13 protein-coding genes are annotated in these 19,013 nt (G+C 36.5%); 11 read left to right on the top strand and 2 right to left on the bottom strand.

Annotated elements, in window-relative coordinates:
• Positions 1-66 precede the first annotated feature (66 nt).
• Positions 67-489 (bottom strand): paraquat-inducible protein A, encoded by a 423-nt coding sequence (locus LK994_RS01795; RefSeq protein ID WP_229761168.1) that lies wholly within the window; start codon positions 487-489, stop codon positions 67-69.
• A 164-nt stretch (positions 490-653) separates the two neighbouring features.
• Between LK994_RS01795 and rpsT the strand changes: the two genes are divergently transcribed.
• The 10 genes from rpsT to LK994_RS01745 all read left to right on the top strand — a co-directional run bounded on the left by rpsT (position 654) and on the right by LK994_RS01745 (position 12,590).
• Positions 654-911, top strand: coding sequence for a 30S ribosomal protein S20 (gene rpsT / locus LK994_RS01790; protein ID WP_229761167.1), 258 nt, complete (start codon positions 654-656; stop codon positions 909-911).
• 141 nt (positions 912-1,052) lie between these two features.
• Positions 1,053-3,806, top strand: a complete 2,754-nt coding sequence (locus tag LK994_RS01785) for an endonuclease (RefSeq protein ID WP_229761166.1) — start codon at positions 1,053-1,055, stop codon at positions 3,804-3,806.
• Positions 3,807-3,894: 88 nt separating this feature from the next.
• The gene (locus LK994_RS01780) at positions 3,895-4,290 is read left to right on the top strand and encodes a hypothetical protein (protein WP_229761165.1); all 396 of its coding nucleotides are present in this window, start codon (positions 3,895-3,897) and stop codon (positions 4,288-4,290) included.
• Positions 4,291-4,360: 70 nt separating this feature from the next.
• Positions 4,361-6,052: a c-type cytochrome gene (locus tag LK994_RS01775; protein WP_229761164.1), complete on the top strand. Its 1,692-nt coding sequence runs from the start codon at positions 4,361-4,363 to the stop codon at positions 6,050-6,052.
• Between the two features lie 76 nt (positions 6,053-6,128).
• Positions 6,129-7,958, top strand: coding sequence for an aspartate--tRNA ligase (gene aspS / locus LK994_RS01770; protein ID WP_229761163.1), 1,830 nt, complete (start codon positions 6,129-6,131; stop codon positions 7,956-7,958).
• Positions 7,959-8,048: 90 nt separating this feature from the next.
• On the top strand, positions 8,049-9,308 hold the full coding sequence (locus tag LK994_RS01765) for a replication-associated recombination protein A (protein ID WP_229761162.1): 1,260 nt from the start codon (positions 8,049-8,051) through the stop codon (positions 9,306-9,308).
• A 23-nt stretch (positions 9,309-9,331) separates the two neighbouring features.
• A complete protein-coding gene (locus tag LK994_RS01760; RefSeq protein WP_229761161.1) occupies positions 9,332-10,597 on the top strand; it encodes a hypothetical protein in 1,266 nt (421 codons plus the stop codon).
• A gap of 15 nt (positions 10,598-10,612) precedes the next feature.
• Positions 10,613-11,008 carry a group III truncated hemoglobin gene (locus tag LK994_RS01755; RefSeq protein ID WP_229761160.1) on the top strand — a complete coding sequence of 132 codons (396 nt, stop codon included), beginning with the start codon at positions 10,613-10,615 and terminating at the stop codon, positions 11,006-11,008.
• Entirely contained in the window at positions 11,008-11,463 is a 456-nt protein-coding gene (locus LK994_RS01750) for a GNAT family N-acetyltransferase (protein ID WP_229761159.1), read from the top strand. The genes LK994_RS01755 and LK994_RS01750 overlap by 1 nt, the downstream gene beginning before the upstream one ends.
• Positions 11,464-11,573: 110 nt before the next feature.
• On the top strand, positions 11,574-12,590 hold the full coding sequence (locus tag LK994_RS01745) for a DUF6089 family protein (protein WP_229761158.1): 1,017 nt from the start codon (positions 11,574-11,576) through the stop codon (positions 12,588-12,590).
• On the opposite strand, the gene uvrA is transcribed toward LK994_RS01745, so the two are convergent.
• Positions 12,591-15,458 (bottom strand): excinuclease ABC subunit UvrA, encoded by a 2,868-nt coding sequence (gene uvrA / locus LK994_RS01740; protein WP_229761157.1) that lies wholly within the window; start codon positions 15,456-15,458, stop codon positions 12,591-12,593.
• 121 nt (positions 15,459-15,579) lie between these two features.
• Here uvrA and LK994_RS01735 point away from each other — a divergent pair, with 121 nt between their 5' ends.
• Positions 15,580-19,011, top strand: coding sequence for a T9SS type A sorting domain-containing protein (locus tag LK994_RS01735; RefSeq protein ID WP_229761156.1), 3,432 nt, complete (start codon positions 15,580-15,582; stop codon positions 19,009-19,011).
• Positions 19,012-19,013 lie beyond the last annotated feature (2 nt).

Genomic DNA, 19,013 nt, shown 5'->3' with positions numbered 1-19,013 from the left:
AACTGAAAATTTATTAAATCCTTTTGGGGTTTATTGGCAATAAATGCGAAAGCAAATATCGGTAAATTAACTGTTGATTGGTGATTGATTACCGACGATTTTACCTAATAATGTGGTAACGATTGCGCTGAGGAGAACATATGATGAAAAAAAATAAAAGCCTGGTTCCAAATTTGCATTTATATTTTCCATGGCATTTGCACTGAAAAAGGCGACTAATATACTGATAGCAAATACATCTGCCATAGCCCATTTGCTAATTACGGTCATATATCTATAAAGATTTATATTTTCCTTTTTATCCAATAAAATATAGAAAATAACACCCGATTTCAAAAGAGGGATAATCATACCAAAGAATGCTATCAGGCAAAAAGGAAAGTAATTAGCTCCTACCCAAAGCGATCTGAGCATACTTATAATACTTCTTTTTTCATTAAAAAGAGAAAGATCTACGACAAAATGAGCCGAAATGTCAATTTTTAGCATATCCATTACCCATCCAAAACCCAATAAAACAAGGGATATACAGTGTAAAACCAATAAAAACAGGCGATTATACAATTTTTACGTTTAAGAAGTAAAATTATTCAATCTTAAATAACATTTATCAAATAGTTTTCCCTATCTTTGCAGCCCAAAAAAAGAATTAAATGGCAAATCACTCAGCTACAAAAAAAGATGTCCGTCAAAGTCGTAAACGTAACGAGCGTAACCGTTATTACGGAAAGACTACTCGTAATGCAATACGTGATATCAGAGCAATTGATGAAAAAGCAGCTGCTGCAGATAAATTACCTGGAGTTGCTTCGATGATTGATAAATTAGCTAAAAGAGGAACTATTCACAAAAATAAAGCTGCTAATCTGAAAAGAAAGCTGGCTAAAAAAGTGAATGCTCTAGCAAAGTAATCTACAATAATCAAAAAATACTATACAGTCTGTCGAATTTACTCGGCAGGCTTTTTTTGTTAATTAAGGGTATACATTTTGTTGATTTAAAATAACAATTCGTATCTTTATTTTTGCAAATTTTTTATAATCAATATGCATATGAAAAAAATATTACATTTTGTTGCCTTGTTTTTGACAGTTTTGACATTTTCTGCAAAATCTCAAGTAGTTATAACAAATACGATTACTCCTTATACTCAAGACTTTAATACTTTGGCGAGCACCGGCGCAACGGGTAGTGCAATGCCTTCAGGGTGGACTTTTTTGGAAACAGGTAGTGGTAGCCCTAATACAACTTATGGGGTAGATGCCGGAGGTGCTTCTTCAGGGAACACATATAGCTATGGAGCAGCATCAAATTCAGAAAGAGCATTAGGCTCATTAACCTCAGGAAGTTTGCACTCAGTATATGGCGTTTCATTTACCAATAATACAGGTTCAATATTAACCTCCATTACTGTTACTTATGTAGGAGAACAATGGAGATTAGGTGCTAATAGCGGTCGTTTAGATACTTTGAATTTTCAATACAGTACTGATGCAACAAGTCTTTCATCCGGTACATGGACTGATGAAAATAATCTTGATTTTACATCGCCTAAAACCAGCGGTACCGTTGGTGCTTTGGATGGTAACGCTGCAGGAAACAAAACTGCTGTAACCTTTACCATATCAGGTTTAAATATTACTAACGGAACAACATTTTGGTTTAGATGGGATGATGTTGATGCTACAGGAGCAGATGATGGGCTTTCGATAGATGATGTGGCTATTACATTTGGCTCTGTTGCAACACCAGCTTGCGCTGAACCTGCTGCACAACCTACAGCATTATTACTTACTCCAAGTCCAACAAGTATTTCGGGGTCATTTACTGCACCAGTTACTACACCAGATCAATATCTCGTAGTGAGAAGCACCAGCAATTCTTTATCTGCTTCACCTGTTGATGCAACAACGTATACAGTAGGTCAATCGTTTGGGGGAGGCTCGGTTGTTTTTGTAGGGTCTGCCACGAATTTCAGCGATGCAGGATTATCATCAAGTACATTGTATTATTATTTTGTGTTTGCTTTTAATTCTGAGGATTGTCTGAACGGGCCTAATTATTTATCAACTGCTCCGTTAACCAATAATGTATCCACATTGGCTTTGCCTGCCTGCACTACGCCTGCGGCTTCTCCAACGGTGTTGAATCTTACTCCATCCAATAATACAATTTTAGGAAGTTTTACAGCTTCTGCTACAGCCAATAGATATTTGATTGTAAGAAGTACCAGTAGTTCTTTAAGCGTTAATCCGACAAATGGTACAACATATGCAACAAATCAAACGCTAGGCAATGGAGTGGTAGTAGACTATACTTCAAATACATCTTTTGTAGCGAATGGTTTAACAGTAGGAACCAAATATTATTTTTACGTTTTTGCTGCCAATGCAGATTGTAATGGTGCTCCTTTTTACAGAACCACAACCCCTTTAACTGGTAATACTACAACAACCAATACAGCTACTGGTATTCCTGCAGGTTATTATAATGCCGCAACTGGGTTAACATGCGCATCTTTAAAAACCGCTTTAAAAACGATCATTTCTGCCAACACTACACAATTAACATATACTCCCGGAGTTTGGAACGCCATTAATTCAATAGATAAGCACAGAAATGATGCTAATACTGCTGATATTATCTGGGATATTTATACTGATAATCCTACTGCTGCAGAAGTATATACTTTTACACCAATAACAGATCAGTGCGGAACATATAGTAAAGAAGGTGATTGTTATAACAGAGAACATAGTTTTCCGAGAGAATGGTTTGGTGGTAATGTATATCCTATGTATTCAGATATTCATCACATTTTTCCTGTTGATGGATGGGTAAATGGAAAGCATGATAGTAATCCTTATGGTGAAGTAACTTCTCCAACCTTTACATCTATTTCAAACAAAAGCAAATTAGGACCGAACACTACGGGTTGTTATACCGGTACTGTATTTGAGCCTGTTGATGCTTACAAAGGTGATATAGCCCGTGCTCAATTGTACATGATCACCCGTTATCAGGATTCGATGGTAAAATGGAAAAATAATGGCCTTGCAGACGCAGCATTAAATGGTACTACATATCCTTCTTTAGATGATTGGTATATTCAGTTGTTGCTTAAATGGCATCATTTGGATCCTGTAAGTCAAAAAGAAATTGACAGAAACAATGCGATCTACGCTTTACAAGGCAACAGAAATCCTTTTGTTGATGTTCCCAGTTTTGCAGACGATATGTTCTCATGCGTAACATTCTCGTGTATCATACCTGTTAAATTAATTGATTTTTCTGCAGTAAAAAATACCAAAAATATTTCATTGAACTGGTCAGCAAATGCAGAAGTTGGATTTAAAAATTACCAGGTGGAAAGAAGTATAGATGGTGCTAATTTTTATGCAATAGGTAATATTCCCGCCCAAAATTTAAGTAATTATTCTTTTGAAGACAATGCTTTAACCGGTGCAAATCTGATTGTTTACTACAGATTAAAAATGATCGATATTGATGGAAGAGCATCTTTTAGTAAGATCGTTTCTGTGAGATTGGATAATACAGTAAAAGCTACGCTGATATATCCTAATCCTGCAAGAGATGTATTAACGATCAAATTATTACAAAACTTAAAGGCAAATAGTATTTTAACTATCACAGATGCAATAGGTAGAACTATTATGCAGAAGAATGTTACAACAACACAAAATATTATTCCGTTGAACATACAAACTTTAGCAGCGGGCAAATATTTTGTTACTATAAAAAATGAGGGTGAATTGATTCATCAGTCATTTGTCAAAATTAAATAGTCATCATTTTTAGTCATAGGTTGAGAGCTGCTTGTAAAAGCAGCTCTTTTTTATTGCTCATATTTATATATTTGTTGCAAAAAAACAAATGCCAACAGAAACCTATTCCATCCCTTTACGATATCGTAAAATGGAAAATCTGCATATTATTTTCTGGTTGTTGAAAGATATCAGCTGGTGCATGATATGGAAACCTTTGGGAATAGCAATGATCTTTCCTACCTTGATCATTGCCATCGTCATTGCTATCCGAACCAGGCAGTATATGAGTGAAGTATGTCATAATCTTGCAATAGTTGTCTGGATAACGGCCAACTCTTACTGGATGATCAGTGAATTTTTACATTTTGATGCGTTACCATTATTTGGTGAATATACCTACAAGCATCTGGCCATCATTCCATTTATAACAGGAGTAGTTATCCTGGCATATTATTATATTTGGTGGAAGCCAATGCATAAGGATGCAATAGAAACGATGTGATCAAATAAAAGTGATGGTATGGAATTGGTTACTTTATTGCATCTTTAGTAATTAATAATAAAATACTGTTATGAGATCATATTTGCTATTAATTGCCATACTAACCTGTTTCTTTTTTTCCTGCACTGATAAAGAAAATAAGATAGTTTCAAAATTGCTGAACGAGGATAATCTTCAATCGCAATTTTTTACGATAGATATAAACAGAGATACTGTTGTGCAAACAGCAAAAGGTTGCATTATTCAAATACCCAAAGGCAGTTTACTAAGCGACAGCAACAAAGTAAGGCTGGAAATTAAAGAAGCCCTTAGCAATACAGATATTGTATTGGCAGGACTTAGTACCATGGCTGGTAAGCAGGCATTGAGTAGTGGAGGAATGATCTATTTCGATGCAGCTAGCGGATATAAAGTTGAAATAAAAAAACAACTATCTATATTGGTGCCTACAAAAACTTACAATCGTGAGATGAAAGTTTTTAAAGGAGATACTGTAGACGGAAAGATAAACTGGACCAATCCTTCGCCGCTGCCGGAAGATGAAACAACAAAAAAATTGGATCATGGTAAAGATCTGTTTACTGCAAATTGCGGTAATTGCCATAAAGTGTATGAAGAGCTTACGGGGCCTGCGTTGTATGGTATTACAGATAAAAGGAGCAAAGAATGGATCTACGCTTTTACAAGACATAATTTTTTTACCGCTGATTCTGAAAAAGAGGGAGAAGGCGTGTATAAAAGTAATGAGGCAAATACGCCTGCGCCGGAAAATATGTACAAACAAGTACAACTACATGATGGGCATCCGGGATATTTATCTGAAGAAGATGAGGCTTATATCTATCATGAATGTCAGAAGAAAAAATACGGTGCTGAAATGACTGCATTTCCTAATTTATCAAATAAAGATATTGATGTCATATTTAGTTATATCAAAAATGAAACTGATAAACGTCCCGATCTGAAAGAAAAATTGAAAGACAATTGTTGTGATAGTTGTATTGCGTATTATAAAGCCAGTGCACGTATTAACGAAATAGAAAATAAAAGAAAACAACTGATCAGAGAGAATGAAAATTTTTTCTCTTTGAACAGAGTGATACCTAATCTGCCTCCGGCACCACCTGATACGATACCTGCTGCTCCTGCGTTAGAACAAAACACAAAAGTTACTCCTGTTAATACCGGTGCTACCTATTATACTATCAATATTACTGCCACAGGCTGGTACAATATTGATATATTGATGAAAGATTATAGTAATTGTGTACCCAGTGAATTGATGGTACATTTGCAGGGAAATTACTCGATAGATTTTAATGTTACCCTGATCATTCCATCGGTAAAAGCATTTATTAATGGAGGAAAATTAGGTGATGGTAAAGGATATGGTTTTGATGAGGCTGATGGCAGGATACCTTTACCACAGGGAGCAAATTGTATAGTGTTGGCATTTGCTGAAAATGATGGTAAGATAGTATATGGGAAGGCTGTTTTTAATGCACAAACCAAGCAAACAATAAATATTTCTATTTCAGCGATCACCAAAGATGAACTGAAAAAGGAGATCATGGCTTTGGGCTTGGATAATGTATCTGCCGATATCACAGATTCAAAGAATGCTGACAAAATAAGAGAAGCGGATAAAGAATTGAAAGAAATAGAAAGGCTTAAACCCAAGAACTGCGATTGTGGCATTACATTGGCTTCAACTATGCAAATGGATATGCCGGTGAAGGTGCCAACAGCAGGAAATTATTAATACAATCGGGTATTTTAGTCTATCCCTTAATTTGTATCTTTGCCGCCAATTCTTAATTTATAACTGATTATTAGTAATGTACAGATCTCACACCTGCGGCGAATTAAGGTTAGCCGATGCAAATAAGGAAGTAACACTCAGCGGATGGGTGCAAACCGTTCGTAAATTCGGTAGCATCACATTTGTAGATATCCGTGATCGCTACGGTATTACGCAATTACTTTTTTCTGAAAAATTAAATGCCCAGTTGGATGCCAATCCATTGGGTAGGGAATTTGTTTTGCAGGTAAAAGGAGTAGTGAATGAGCGTAGTAATAAAAATGCCAATATTCCTACCGGAGACATTGAAATACTGGTAAATGAATTTGCTATTTTAAATAAATCTGCCGTACCTCCATTTTCTATCCAGGATGATACAGATGGCGGCGACGAATTGAGAATGAAATATCGATTTTTAGATCTGCGTAGAAATATCGTAAAAAAGAATCTGGAGTTGCGTTATGCAGTTGGTCGCAGTACCAGGAATTATTTGCATGAAAATAACTTCATGGATATTGAAACGCCATTCTTAATTAAATCTACACCCGAAGGCGCAAGAGATTTTGTGGTGCCAAGCAGAATGAATCCGGGACAGTTTTACGCATTACCACAATCGCCGCAAACATTTAAACAATTGTTGATGGTAAGTGGGTACGATAGATACTATCAAATTGTAAAATGTTTCAGAGATGAAGATCTGAGAGCTGATCGTCAGCCCGAGTTTACACAGATTGATTGTGAGATGAGTTTTGTAGAGCAGGAAGATATTTTGAATATGTTTGAAGGATTGGTAAAACGGATCTTTAAAGATGTAAAGAATATTGATTACACAGATGTGGTAGAACGTACTACCTGGGAAGAAGCAATGTGGCAATATGGAAATGACAAGCCTGATATTCGTTTTGATATCAAATTGTGTAATCTGAAATTCCCTCAACATACTTTCCCGTCTAAGCAAAATAAAGCAGACCTGATCGGTGGCGTATCGTTTGGTGTGTTTGATGATGCTGAAACAGTGATCGCTATTGCAGTGCCGGGCTGTAGCGAATATACCCGTAAGCAAACTGATGAACTAACGGAGTGGGTAAAACGACCACAGATCGGTATGAAAGGATTGGTGTTCATTAAATGTAATGCTGATGGCACTTTTAAAAGCAGTGTAGATAAATTTTATAGTGAAGAAAAACTGAAGGCGATTGCTGAAGCTGCTAATGCTAAAGCAGGCGATCTTATTTTAATATTGGCAGGTGCAGAAGAAAAAACAAGAAAAGCAAGTAGTGATCTGCGTATGTATATGGCGGATAAATTAGGTATGCGTAAAGCAGATGAATTCAAATTATTATGGGTACTTGATTTCCCATTGTTTGAATATGCAGAAGAAGATAATCGCTGGGTAGCAAGACATCATCCGTTCACATCACCTAAGCCGGATCATATACCGGTTATGATCAATAACAATCCTGTAATTGAAGACGCAGCCAATTACCTGGCGCATCCATATGCCGGCATCAAAGCCAATGCGTATGATATGGTATTGAATGGCAATGAGATCGGTGGTGGTAGTATTCGTATCTTCCAAAGAGAATTACAGGAAAAAATGTTTGCCGCATTAGGAATGGATGAACAAGAGCAACAACATAAATTCGGATTCTTATTAGGCGCTTTTGAATACGGTGCACCTCCTCATGGTGGATTGGCTTTTGGCTTCGATAGATTATGTGCTATCTTGGGTGGAAGCGAAAGTATCCGTGATTTTATTGCTTTCCCTAAAAATAACAGCGGCAGAGATGTAATGTTAGATGCGCCTTCAAGTATTGATGCAAAACAATTTGATGAATTGCAGATAAAGTTAGATCTGAAAGCATAAAATTCTCTTTTGACAAATCTATAAATGGTCGATCAGTCTTTGGTCGGCCATTTTATTTACAACAAACATTTTACGGTAAATTTGTAGTCTATGAGTCTTCCTCCTCTCGCCGAACGTTTACGACCTTCATCATTGGATGAATTGACCGGACAACAACACCTGACCGGACAAGGAAGTATTTTGCGTAAAGCCATCGAGCAGGGAAAAGTGCCTAGCATGATATTATGGGGCCCTCCGGGTGTTGGTAAAACAACTATCGCTAATATTATTGCCAATACATTGCAAGTTCCTTTCTATACATTAAGTGCCATCAGTAGTGGAGTGAAAGAAGTAAGGGAAGTGATTGATCTGGCAAAAAAGCAAAGCAATGTTATTTTATTCATCGATGAAATTCATCGCTTTAATAAAGGTCAGCAGGATGCATTGCTTGGTGCTGTTGAAAAAGGGATCATCACTTTAATTGGCGCTACTACAGAGAATCCCTCCTTTGAAGTGAACAGTGCGTTGTTAAGTAGAAGTCAGGTATATATTTTAAAAGCATTGGATAAGAATGATCTGATCGCTTTATTGCATCATGCCATTGAAAAAGATGTTGTTTTGCAAACAAAAAAAATTGACTTAAAAGAAACAGAAGCACTGATCAATATTTCAGGAGGAGATGCAAGAAAGCTCCTGAATCTTTTTGAACTGGTAACGGATACATTGGGAAATAATGTAGTGGTTACTGATGAGGCGGTGATGGAGATAGCACAACAAAGGATTGCTTTGTATGATAAAAAAGGAGAACAGCATTATGATGTGATCTCTGCATTTATCAAATCAATTCGTGGCAGCGATCCCAATGCAGCAGTATATTGGTTGGCAAGAATGATAGAGGGGGGAGAAGATGTGAAATTTATTGCCAGGCGTTTGCTGATATTAGCAAGTGAAGATATTGGTAATGCCAATCCAAATGCATTATTATTTGCCAATGCCACATTCGATGCGGTGAATAAAATTGGTTATCCCGAATCAAGGATTATCTTGTCTCAATGCGTTACTTACCTGGCCTCTTCGCCAAAGAGCAATGCTGCGTATATGGCTATCAATACAGCTATGGCAGCTGTACAGCAGTTTGGAGACTTATCAGTTCCATTACATATTAGAAATGCACCAACCAAATTAATGAAGAATGAAGGGTATGGTAAAGACTATCAATACTCACATAATTATGAAAGTAATTTTTCTGCTCAGGAGTATTTACCAAATGAGATCAGCGGTACAACGTTTTATGATCCTGGAAAAAATGCAAGAGAAGAAGAGTTAAGAAAGTTTTTAAAAACTTTGTGGAAAGAGAAATACGGCTACTAATGCAAATCATTTATTTTGTACTGATGAAAAAAAATCAATTTATTATACTTAGTGTTTTGTTGCTTTTGTCGACAGTTTCTTTTGCACAAAAAGATACGATCCCTTTTTTTAAAGGAGCATTGAAAGAAAATAGAGATAAGCATTATAAAAATCTCATTAATAATACGATCACAAAAAACCTGGAACTACCACTGGCTGATAGTACAGAAGCCAACTGGGAAGATGCTTTCTGGGCAATGGAATTAACCCTGTACCGATCTCCGTTGCTTACGCCACGTATCAGACTGGCATTGGATTCTGCTAAAGTAAGAAGTTATGAATTTCAACGAAGTTTATTAGAAATGGTATATGCATTATATCCAAAAGAATTTACAAAAGAAGTAAGTGGATTGATAACCTCTGATAGTGCGAAAATATTTGCGATGGCAGCAGAATATTTGCTGAGGGCAGGATATAACAAAGCGGAGATAATTAAAGCTGTTACATCGAGAAGTAAAGCACAACCGAATGACCCCATCATAAAAAGTTTGTTGAATACTATTCAGCCTGTATCTCAAAAATTAAGTAAGCAAATGTTAGCTGATCTGTTGAGTAAAAAATTCTTGCCAGGTAATGTAATTGTATACAGCCTTCAACGAAAGAACAGAAATTATCCGGGTATTACTATCATCAGAGATAAAGCAGGAAATTTTTACAAGACGGGGGTATCCAATATTTTTTATGTATCGCAACTTACGAGGAGTATCAGCAATCTTCCCGGCTATTTAACAAAAGGCAATACACCACAAGGTATTTTCAGGATGTTTGGTTTTGATGTATCAAGGGCAGCTTATATCGGTCCTACAAAAAATATTCAACTGACAATGCCCGGTGAAGCAAGTCTGCAACACTTCTTAAAAGATTCAACTATTACGGATTCTATCTGGACAGAAAATTATTACAAAAAATTGTTGCCGGCAAGTTGTAAAAAATATGTTCCGCTTTCTCAATCATATTATGCAGGAATGGCGGGGAGAAACGAGATCATTGCTCATGGTACAACAGTAAACCCTGAGTATTACAAGGGCCAGCCTTATTATCCCTATACGCCTACTGAGGGGTGTTTGTGTACAAAAGAAATATGGAGTGAGGGTACAGGAAGATTAACAGTGAGTGATCAACAAAAGTTGGTAGATGCTGTGCAGGCTGCCGGAGGACCAGATGGCTATTGCGTTGTGATTGAGCTGGATGATCAGCAAAAGCCGGTATCTATTAATGAAATTTTACCTTTACTAAAACCGGCTAAATAACTGCAACAGTTTTACATGGAGAAAGATATAACAACAAGAGCTGATATAGAAAAACTGATCATTCATTTTTACGAAAAAGTAAAAGCAGATGATGTGATCGGTTTTATTTTTAATGAGGTGGTTAAAATGGATTGGGAGCATCATACCCAGGTGATCGTTGACTTTTGGGAGAGCATTATTTTAGATAATCCTGTTTATCAAAATAATGCAATGGAGAAACATTATATATTGAATGATAAAGTAGCATTAACGAAAATTCATTTTGAGAGATGGTTGCATTTGTTCAATAGTTCTGTTGATGATTTTTATCTTGGAGAAAAAGCCATGCTCGCCAAAAAAAGAGCAAGATCAATCGCTGATCTGATGCTGTTTAAAATGAATACCATCAATGATAAAAAAACGAACGTCTGATGCAATTAGAATGGCAATACAAGTATTTTGATGAGTTAAGTGTAACGGAATTATACTCGATTTTAAAATTGAGAAATGAAGTATTTGTACTAGAGCAAAATTGTGTATACCAGGATGCAGATGATAAGGATCAACTATCTTTTCATTTGATGGGATATGCAAACAATGAGCTTGCTGCATATTGTCGTATTTTGCCACCGGGGCTTGCTTTTCCTGAAGCAAGCATTGGCAGGGTGCTCACCTCTCCTCAATACCGAAAAGCAGGTGCAGGCAGGGCTTTGATGACATTAGCCATTAGTAAAACGCTCAAGCAATTTTCCGTAGGTAAAATTGCGATTGGTGCACAATTATACTTGAAAAAATTCTACTCTTCTTTAGGGTTTGTACCTGTTGGTAATGTCTATCTGGAAGATGGCATTGAGCATATCGAAATGCTGTTGGAACAACCTGTTTGAAAATTTCTTTATTTGAAATAGATTTACTGCAGAAAAAATAAGCAATGAAAATTGTTATTTATTTTTTCTGCAAATTAATATCCGTAAATCCTATTTAAATTTTCTACAGCATGAAAAACCGGTTGCGCTGTTTCATGGCTAAGGCCGCTGCAGCTATTCTTTTTTTATGTGTAACACAAACACCTTCCTTTTCTCAGCATTTAATTTTCGGTGATGAAAAACAAAGCCTGGAGGTTGGTGTAACATTTGGACCAAGTTTTTTTCTGGGCGACCTGGGAGGCAATAGGGGTATAGGTAAAAGATTCATCAAGGATCTTAACCTGGAATTGACCAAATTGATGAAAGGTGCATTTATAACGTATAATCCTAATGAATGGTTAGGTATTAAATTTTCTGCAGGCTATACTTATCTTGAAGGGAAGGATGAAATTATACAAAATAACGGTGGGCAAGAATTATGGAGAAAGCAACGAAACCTCGATTTCAAAAGTGATGTGTGGGAGGCCAGTGTTGCAGTAGAATTTTGTCCTACAGCCTACCTTTTAAGAAATAGTGACAATGAAACAAGATTACGGCCGTATTTTTTTGCAGGTATTGGCGCTTTTCATTTTAATCCGAAAGGGTCGCTTACGGATGATGAAGGTAATAAACGTTGGTATGAACTTAAACCATTACGTACAGAAGGACAAGGGATGCTAGAATATCCGCAAAGAAAAGAATACAAACTTACACAAGTAAATATGCCGATGGGTGCCGGTTTAAAATATTTCCTTAGTCCTAAATTATCTGTTGGGGTAGAAGTATCTTATAGAAAAACGTATACAGATTATATAGATGATGTAAGTACTAAATATATTGACTCTAAATATTTCTATCGATACCTTAGTGAAGAGAATGCTGATATTGCCAAGCAGATATATGCAAAAGTTGACAAGACCTATTTCAGGGGCACCGTGGATAATCCCGGAGATAAACGAGGCAATTCTAATAATATGGATACCTATTTTAGTGTAGGATTGAAAATAGGTGTACGCATTGGGCACGGTGTTTCTGATGGTGATGGAGAAGGTTTCAGCATCTTTCGTTTTCGAAATCGTGGCTCTGTGGCTTGCCCGGTAAGATTTTAATTATTTCAATTCTGCCTTAAGATATTTTCCGGTAAAACTTTTTTCAACTTTTACCAGGTCTTCAGGAACGCCTTCAAATAATACCAATCCACCGCCATCGCCACCTTCCGGTCCGATATCAATGATATGATCCGCCACTTTTATTACATCCATATTATGTTCGATCACCAATACGGTATTGCCTCTGTCAACTAATTTGGTCAATACTTCCAACAGATGTTGGATATCCTGAAAATGCAAGCCGGTAGTAGGTTCATCTAAAATGTAAAATGTTTTTCCGGTATCTTTTTTTCCTAACTCCGTAGAAAGTTTTACACGCTGTGCTTCACCACCACTAAGGGTTACAGCACTTTGGCCTAATGTGATGTAACCTAAACCAACTTCCTGTAATACTTTTATTTTTCGGTAGATATAGGGCACTGCCTGAAAAAATTCTACCGCTTCATCAACAGTCATGTCCAATACATCGCTGATGCTTTTTCCTTTGTATCTTATTTCAAGTGTTTCTCTGTTGTAACGTCTGCCATTACATTTTTCACAATGCACATATACATCCGGTAAAAAATTCATTTCAATCACCCTCATGCCACCGCCTTCACAAACATCACACCTGCCGCTTTTTACATTAAAAGAAAAACGACCTGCATTATAACCACGGATCTTTGCTTCGGGTACTGCTGCAAATAATGTTCTTATGTCTGTAAAAAAACCACAGTAAGTAGCAGGGTTGCTTCTTGGTGTACGACCGATCGGAGATTGATCTATCTCAATCACCTTGTCTATCTGCTCTAAACCCTTGATGGATTTATATTCCAGCGGATTGGCTTTTGAGTTGTAACAAAATTTATTCAGCAGGGGATACAATGTTTCATTGATCAAAGTTGATTTACCACTGCCGCTTACACCGGTAACAACAATTAATTTTCCTAAAGGAAATTGTACAGAAATATTTTGAAGATTATTGCCTTTCACCCCATTCAGTTCAATGAATTTTCCGTTTCCTTTTCTTCTTTCTTTAGGGACCTCAATACTTTTTTCGCCGCTTAAATAAAGTGCAGTATCTGATCTTGAATCGAGTACTTCCTGTGGTGTACCCATTGCCACAATTTCTCCGCCATGCTTGCCGGCTTTGGGACCGATGTCAACGAGGTAATCAGCAGCCATCATAATATCTTTATCATGTTCTACTACCAATACACTGTTTCCGATATCTCTTAAGTTTTGCAATGCACTGATCAATCGCTGATTGTCTCTTTGATGCAAACCAATACTCGGTTCATCTAAGATATACGTGATGCCTTGTAATTGTGATCCTATTTGTGTTGCCAGTCGGATACGCTGAGATTCTCCACCACTAAGGCTTTTAGAAGATCTGTTTAAGGTGAGATAAGTAAGTCCTACATCTAATAAAAATTGCAAACGCTCTCTTATCTCTTTCAATACATCTTTAGCGATCGCATTTTGTTTATCACTTAAACGTAATTCGATGCCGTCGAACCATGCCGCCAGATTGTCTAAATTCAAGTTGCTGAGTTCTGTGATATTTCTTTTATCTATTTTAAACCAAAGGCTTTCCTTTCTTAATCTGGCACCATTGCAGGTAGCACAGGTTTTTAATGTCATGAATTTTTCTACCCACTCACGCAATGCTTCATTGCTTTGCGGAGAAGAGAACCAACGCTTCAGCATTGGTATGATGCCTTCATAACTTCCCGTGTATTCCATCGGAACAGTATCATCACTCAGGTCCATTTCTAATGCAGGATTAATTTCCTGGTCGCCATATAAAAGCAGGTCGACTTGAGCTTTCGGCAGATCCTTTAGCGGCTTGTCTAAATTTATTTTATGTTTTTTTGCAAATGCAACCACCTGTTGAAATACACTGGCATCTCTTTCTTCACCTAGTGGTATGATGGCGCCTTCTTTTACACTTTTTGCACTGTCGGGCAAAACAGATTCCATATCGATGGTGTATACATTGCCTAAACCCTTACAGGTAGGGCAGGCGCCATAAGGGCTGTTGAACGAGAAAGCATTAGGAGATGGCTCTTCATAGCTGATACCCGTTTCATCACACATCAACATCTTGCTGAATTGCACCGGCTTGTCAATTCCTTCCACTAAAACAAACATCAGGTCTTTACCCATTTGTAAAGTCTTTACAACACTCTGGCTCAGCCGAAGTTTCATATCATCATTTACCGGTAACCGGTCTATCACTAATTCAATATCATGTATCTGATAACGGTCAACCTGCATTTTAGGCGTGAGGTCTTTTACCTCGCCGTCAATTCTAACTTTTACAAATCCTTTTTTTCTTACATCTTCAAATAACTCTCTGTAATGTCCCTTTCTTCCCCTTACCAGTGGTGCTAACAAACTTATTTTTTTGCCATCAAATTTTTTGTAAATATTATTTACAATTTCTTCTTCGCTGAACTTCACCATTCTTTTTCCGGTGTTGTAACTGTAAGCCTCGCCAACCCTGGCATATAGCAAACGAAGGAAATCATATATCTCTGTAATGGTACCAACGGTACTACGTGGATTTTTGTTGGTTGTTTTTTGTTCGATAGAAATTACTGGAGATAAGCCGGTTATTTTATCTACATCCGGACGTTCCATATCACCCATAAACTGCCTGGCATAGGCGCTGAAACTTTCCATGTACCTACGCTGACCTTCATTGTATATAGTATCAAATGCCAATGAAGATTTTCCGCTGCCACTTACACCGGTAAACACCACTAATTTATTTTTAGGAATGTTGATGTCAATGTTCTTGAGATTGTGTTCTCTTGCACCGAATACTTCAATAAAATCGTTGTGGATTATCTCCTCTTCAGCGTTTTTTTTTGCTCTTGCCATTTTGTATAACCAGGATAAAATATGTAGTAAAGATATATATAAATTATGGAGCTTAATAAGTAGTTAATCTGCAGGAAATCAACTACATTTATGAACCCTTATAAGTACCAATACTTTTTATATGAAACTGCGCCTGGTTTGTCTATTCATTATTCTTCAGCTAAATTCTTTTTCTCAATCTAACGTACCTCATTGGGAATGGATAAAGTCAATAGGCGGTTCGGGTAACGATAGTGTTGTTGATATACGTTTCAAGAATAATTTTTTATATGTTGCCGGTAATTTTTCTTCTCCTACAATTGAATGGGACCATACAACTTTAACAAACAGTGGAGGGAGCGACATATTTATTGCAAAGTTAGATACCAATGGCAATACGATCTGGGTAAAATCTTTTGGAGGAGCGGGGAATGATAATGTACAACAACTTGAAGTTAACAATAATGGAGTTGTCGTATTATTAGGTAAATCTTTGAGTGAAGTATTGACGATTGGTGCAATACATTTAGATACAGCAAAACATTTCTACGCTACATTTAATGAAAACGGAAATGTGCAAACGGCCAATCGTTTATTGAGCCATCTGAATTATACTGACGTAGAAATTGATGAAGATGGAAATGTTTATTTAGCAGGCAAATACCAGCAAGCATTTACATTTGGAGATAGTGTGGTAACCTTGAACCCACCCGCCACTTATCCGGATGGAGTACCACGGATCGAAATATCTCCGGGGAATTTTATCTATTATTATTTGACAACTCCGGCAGATTATACAAAAGGTTCTGTATTATTAAAATATAATATAGCAGGAAATCCGGATTGGTTAAAACTTTTTCACTCCTATCTCACTCCTGAAGAATCATATTTAGGCCTTGGAATTGAGTATGATAATGTAAATCATAACTTGGTTGCAATGCTGGATTACCAGTATTCTCTTGATTTTAATAATACATTTTATATTTATTCCAGCTCTCCTTTCCCTGTATATGGCATTTATAAAACGCTTATAACACAGATATCTAAAACCGGAAATATCATCTCTGTAGGTAATAGTAGTGGTTCGGCATTAAACTTTGAAATGAATAATAAAGGTCTGGGGCATACTTTAAGAGTTTCAGGTCGTGGCGTTGGCTCAACATCTTCTACATCTTTATATATTTTAAAAAATGGCATTGAGGTTCGACATAGAACTGAATATTCCGGCCCATACGAGGATCAAAGTAATAATATATTCAATTTCCCACTGTATTTAAGATCAGATGATCTTGGTAATGTATTATCAGATTTTAAAGTTATGGATACTAATTTTTTGGTGGTGGATAGTTTTGCAATTCCCGGATCCCATGATCTGTTTTTGAGTAAAAGAGAAATAGCCGGAAAAAATGCACTGTATATCGGCGACTCGTTTATAAATGATACATTATTTATTAAGAAACATACTGCATCTACAGATACTGCATTTGTTTTGTATAACCAGGGAGGTAGCGATATCTTTTTAGGAAGATATAAACGAAGGGGGTACATGCCACTTGAGTTTAAACCTTTTAAGGATACCATTAAAGTTTGTGATGGCAGTATAAGTGTAACGATGGATAGTGCTTATTTGCTTAAATATTATGGAGCAAAGAATCTGTCTTATCATTGGGAACCTGCTGCAAGTTTTACTGCCCCTGATAAATTACAGACAGATGTAAAAATTGTTCTTGATACTTTGGTAAGTACATTAACAGTAACTGACGCAGAAGGAAATAGTATTTCAAAAAGAATTGTTTTTTATGGCAGACATAAGTCAGATCTATACCTTACCACTTCTTACGACACGTCAATTTGTGATAATAATTTTGCAACATTCACTTTGCATGGTACAACTTTTTCCCAATGCTATCTTTCTAATAGTCCGGTAACTGAAAACAACAATGGCTATGGTCTGGTTAGTAATTATTTTGATTCCTTGAATCAAGAACAAACTATTTACATCAACTATCCAAAATATTATCTGGCATATACTCCTTCAAATTACTGTACGGTTGCTGATACTACTCCAATAATAATTAACAGAAAAAGTTCTAAGAATGTATATACATATGCTGAAATTTGTTCAGGCAGTAATTATACAATACCCGGAGACACAACTTATATCAATGTTACTGAAGGCTTCAGGCGTGTGAGGAAATTGCAAACATTGCAAGGATGTGATAGCACTGTTACAACGGATGTGGGTATAATATTCGCTCATCATAGTTGGGAAAACGTAAATATTTGCCCCGGTAATAATTATACTTTTTCTGATGGTACTAAGGTTTACAATGTTCAGCAAAATACCAGTCATGACAAGATGTATTACGGAGTAGGAGGTTGCGATAGTCTCGTGTTTACTACTTATCTTAACGTTTTGCCTGCATACAATCAAACAGAACATATTTCAGTTTGTGCCGGCAGTAGTTATGTTTTCCCTGACAACACCGTCTTTATTAATATTTTTTCAGATACATTTCATGTTAGTCATTTGGGCAGAAATGGAATTAATTGTGACAGTATTATTAATACTTTCATTACAGTAAATCCTCTCTATGGGAAGACGGAAAATATTTCGCTTTGTCCGGGCGCTAATTACACTTTCCCTGATAACAGCATAGTAAATAATATTACTTCAGCAATTGATCGTTACAGTCATTTATATGCACAAACAGGTTGTGATAGTTTTATTCATACGTATATTACCATCAATACAGATTATACCCAAACAGAAAATAAAACTGTTTGTTCCGGAAGTAATTATACTTTCCCTGATGGTAGTGTTGCCAATAATATCGTATCAGATGTTAATCATATCAGCCATCTAAGCACTGTTGCTGGTTGTGATAGTGTGATCACCACAAATATTACAGTTGTTTCAGGCTATACTCAAACAGAAAATAAAACTGTTTGTTCCGGCAGCAATTATACTTTCCCTGATGGTAGTGTTGCCAATAATATCACTTCAACTATTACGCATATTAGCCACTTAAGCACTGTTGCAGGTTGTGATAGTGTGATCACCACAAATATTTCTGTTGTAGCGGTTGATACAGCACTCGTTAAAGAGGGCTTACTGTTGTCTGCCGCTGATATTACAGCTTTGCAGTATCAATGGCTTGATTGTAACACCGGTGATCCTATTCCGTTGGCTACACACCCAACTTATACGGTAACTACAGCAGGCGCTTATGCATTGGATATAACCAAAGTAGGGAATTGCAGAGATACATCAAGCTGTTATATTTTTACAGCTGCTGATTTTGAGTCTGCTACTAGCTTTCTTACAAACATGTATCCGCAACCTGCGAATAATACCTTAACGATCGTTGTTCAAACAACTGCTGCAACAAATTTAAATTTATCTTTGTCTGATATTTCCGGCGGCGTAGTTGATACAGAAAAATATTCTCTGATTGTTGGAACAAATACGATCACATTGGATATAAGCAACCTCACTAGCGGAATATATTTATTAAAATTGTTTAAAGAAGATACACAGCAAACTGTTATCCAAAAAGTGATCAAAAATTAATC

This window comes from Ferruginibacter lapsinanis (genome assembly GCF_020783315.1).
Taxonomy (GTDB): domain Bacteria; phylum Bacteroidota; class Bacteroidia; order Chitinophagales; family Chitinophagaceae; genus Ferruginibacter; species Ferruginibacter lapsinanis.
This window is presented reverse-complemented; position numbering and strand designations above follow the sequence as displayed.